Source organism: Sphingorhabdus sp., assembly GCF_023910635.1.
Lineage (GTDB): Bacteria > Pseudomonadota > Alphaproteobacteria > Sphingomonadales > Sphingomonadaceae > Sphingorhabdus_B.
On the sequence record NZ_JAAVVZ010000052.1, the window covers coordinates 1 to 3,719 of the forward strand.

Consider the following 3,719-nt stretch of genomic DNA (forward strand, 5'->3'; position numbering starts at 1 on the left):
CATCCAACCGACAACACTGTTATTTCCGTAAGCCAGATATCCGTTCAGAATCCCTTTTTTAATCCATTCGATGCTATCGGTGCGGTTTTGCGTAACAGAGCGCTTCGACCAAGTTTCTCGTTCACAGTGACTGTACACACAGTAACAACCTGCCCAATCCGGATTATCCGAAAACGCTCGTTCTTCGAAAAACTTCAGATAATCATCGATCCGATCCACATCCAACTTATGTATTGCAATGTCCATATTTTCACCCCTATAGTATTATTATACGCCACAATAAGTGTAAAAAAACAGCCATTTGGCTGTCATTTATGATAGGTTTGACCGGCGAGTATCTTAAAACTTCGATAGATCTGTTCAAGTACAAGCAGACGTACTACTTGATGCGGGAATGTGCAATCAGATAGTTTCCAGCACCAGTTTGCCCGCCTCGATCTTAGAGAAATCGAGAATATTGTTGATGACACCGAGCAAATGCTTGCCTGAATCCGACAACTTACCCAACTGGTCGCGTGCTTTCGGTTCCTGAGCATCCTTCAGCAACAAATGCGCAAGGCCTAAGATGGCATTCATCGGCGTCCGGATTTCGTGGCTCATATTGGCCAGGAAAGTACTCTTGGCGCGACTCGCCGCCTCGGCAGCCTCCTTGGCCTCGGCCAACTCTGCCGTGCGCGAACTGACCAGCGCTTCAAGATGGTGGCGGTGCTGCTCCAACTCCGCTTCCGCCTGCTTGCGCGAAGTGATATCGGTCGAAATGCCGCACAGCGCGTAAACAGTTCCCTCGCTATCGCGTAGTGGCAACTTGACCGAAACATAGGCGCTGGTTACTTTGCCGTCGATGCTGGTATTGATCTCTTCTTCAGCGACCCGCTCGCCCTGCTCAAACACGCGCCTATCATTGCTGCGAATATTGTTCGCCGTTTCCTGATTGAAAAACACCTCGTCGCCAAAGCCAACAATTTCTTCCATCGACTTGCCAAACAAAGCCTGCACCTGCCGATTGGCGTAAAGGTATCGGTAGTCGGGGCCCTTGATGTAGATAAAGGCCGCAACACTATCAAGAATAATCGCCAGTTTTTGTTCACTGGCCTGCAGGGCAGCCTGCTGTTCGAGGTTTTGCTGGTGGTAAGTTGCAAACAAACGCTTGGACCAGCCTGAAAAGAGCAGCGATCCGGCCAGGGCAATACCAAGCGCCCCCAAAATGGCCAACAACAGATTGACCGAACGCTGAGTGGAGTCTTTTCCGTAATTTTCTATCTCAGCATCAAGCGCCGTCTGCTGCTCGGAATTAAACATGGTTGCCACGACGATCCAGCCCCAAGGCTCCACCGTACGAACCAGCGCAGTTTTGGTTGCCAGCTTGCCGGTTTCCGGGTGCGGCCATTCGTAGCTAACAAACCCGCCACCAGCTTTGGCTTTGTCGACCAGTATGTTCAATGCAGCCTGCTGAACGGCTGGCATATCTTTGGCAGCAAGGCCCTCCAGCGATTTGTCAGTAGGAGAAATCAGCGAAACCCCATCCCGGCTGACCAGGGCGATATAGCCCGTCTCCCCAAAGCGGACGGAACGCAATCGGGCAATCGCCTCCTGTTGCTGCAACTGATCCCATTTGTAGGTGTAGTCGCCGGTGCCGATCAGCCAGTCGTAGGGGGCAAAACGGCGGACGTAGGCGAGTTTGTCCGACATTTTTTTCGGATCATCCGGCATGTACCAGCGATAACGCGAGAAACCCTCGCCATCCGGCTTGCCCGCTGCCTCGATCAAACCGCGCATGATGAAATGCCCGGTGTCATCCTTGTTGTCGAGAATGGTTTTGCCTTCTAGCTGCGGCGCCGTTGGCAGCAGAATGAACTGGCCGGCCATGTCGTCGATAAAGTAGTAACCACGCCCCTCGTAAAAGCGAACCGGGCGCAAGGCTTCGACTATGAGCTGTTTGACTTCGGCCACCGGCCGCTTGGGGGATTCTTTATCGTAGATCGCCTGCGCAATCTGAAAAGCAGTGTCGACTTGCAACACAAGACTCTGGCGCAAGACCATTTCGCCGCGCGATCGCGTGAACTCAATGTACTGAAGCGACCGGTCCAATTCCGCAGTGACGCGCGCTTTAACTTGTTCGGTCACGCCCTGCTCGATGCGGGCAAAGGACTCCCGACGCTCGACAATGTTCTGCCAGGAGAAGAACGCAGCCAGGGCCAGCGTCAATAACAAAGCCATGACGACGGTGCCAATTAAATGGATCCTTGGCACTGACTTTTCGTTAGCGACAAATTGCATGACCATCCCTTGATCCGCAAAACTTGCGGTAGCCCTTTTAGACTATTGTAGATCTGCCAAAAGTAATAATCACGGAAAAATTAACATTGTTACGGTCGACGCCAAAAATAGCCTGATTTTTTTCAGTCGACTGCGCCCTTCAGGAAGGTTTCCTGAAGGTAAACAGCGTTTAGTGACCTACCGGGGTTTGATTGTCGGCGTGCACCATCGCCAGCAAATCGGCGAAAGCATCCTGGCGCAGCAGCTTGAGGAAGGCAGTAACAACCGTCGGATCAAACTGGCCGCCCGCTGCGGCTTCAATATTGGCAGCCGCGTCAGCAACGCTCCATGCGTCCTTGTAGGGGCGACGGCTGACCAGAGCATCAAAGACATCGACCACCGAAACAATGCGGGTCAGCAAGGGCGTGTTAATTGAAGGTTGCCCGGTTGGATAGCCGCCGCCATCCCAGCGCTCATGGTGCGACAGCGCCACTTCGCGGGCAATGGCCAGCGACGGATCGTGCGAAAGGATGCTGGCGCCAATGTTGACGTGCGTTTTCATGACCGTAAATTCTTCGGGCGTCAGCTTGCCGCGCTTGCGCAGAATTTCATCAGGTATGCCGATCTTGCCGACATCGTGCAAGCGACTGGCTTTGCCAAACAACGCCGCCTCTGTCTCGGACACGCCAAGCTCCAACGCAACCAGACGCGTGTAATTGTCGATCCGGTGAATATGCTGGCCTGTCGTTTTATCCTTGAATTCGGCAATTTCTGCCAGCATGTCGATAGCGTTGTCGTAAGCACCTTGCAGATCAATATGCAGGCGCAGATTTTCCAGCGCGCTAGAACACTGCTGCGCCATCACCTTGAGCAAATCAAGGTCGGCGGAAGAAAGATCACGGGTCGGCTCGACATAGACAAAACCGACCGGGTTGGGCCCAATGTTGAGCGGAATTACAACGCCATCCTGACGAATTCGTTCCGGCAAATTGCCGCTGGTCACAGCAACGGCACATTGTTTGCGAATTTCGTCGAAGCGCGTCGGATCGGTCATTGGCCCGGTGGTCGCCATTACGTTGACGTTTTGCCCGTCTATCGTGGCGATCAAGCCGTCAATCGTCGAAATGAAGCTCATGTCGTTGAGATTGCAGAGGCCGACTATCTGCGTCAGCACGCCTTCAAAGAAACCATTGAGCGAGGCATTGGAAATCCGGTAAAGATCAGGCGCGGCATTGAGCACGCGTGACAGGCCGATCCGGTTCAGATCGATGGTTTTGAGATCGCGATAGGCCTTGAGCGCCGAACGCACCGTCAAAACGCAGCCGTTGAGTGGCGCGCCAGCCAACAGACCATGATCCGAATTTGCTGCATTCGGAAGAAGGCAGCGACAGTGTCAGTGCCCTTCTTAATTTGCCGTCACGGCTTCAAGGCGGCGTGCTCTAACTTGCGAGTGAACTCGGCCC

General features: G+C 53.3%; 4 protein-coding genes. All 4 read right to left on the reverse strand.

Translation table 11 applies throughout. The features are described 5' to 3' along the window. Nucleotides 1–246 (reverse strand): hypothetical protein (locus tag HEQ34_RS13900; protein WP_296201488.1); only part of this gene is annotated, 246 nt, incomplete at its 3' end. Between the two features lie 62 nt (nucleotides 247–308). Beyond that, on the reverse strand, nucleotides 309–470 hold the full coding sequence (locus tag HEQ34_RS14485) for a 23S rRNA (pseudouridine(1915)-N(3))-methyltransferase RlmH (RefSeq protein WP_366934875.1): 162 nt from the start codon (nucleotides 468–470) through the stop codon (nucleotides 309–311). Further along, a complete protein-coding gene (locus HEQ34_RS13905; RefSeq protein ID WP_296201490.1) occupies nucleotides 403–2,277 on the reverse strand; it encodes a cache domain-containing protein in 1,875 nt (624 codons plus the stop codon). Before HEQ34_RS13905 ends, HEQ34_RS14485 begins: the two co-directional genes overlap by 68 nt. A gap of 169 nt (nucleotides 2,278–2,446) precedes the next feature. Further along, on the reverse strand, nucleotides 2,447–3,601 hold the full coding sequence (locus tag HEQ34_RS13910) for an HD domain-containing phosphohydrolase (protein ID WP_296201492.1): 1,155 nt from the start codon (nucleotides 3,599–3,601) through the stop codon (nucleotides 2,447–2,449). Between the last annotated feature and the right edge of the window lie 118 nt (nucleotides 3,602–3,719).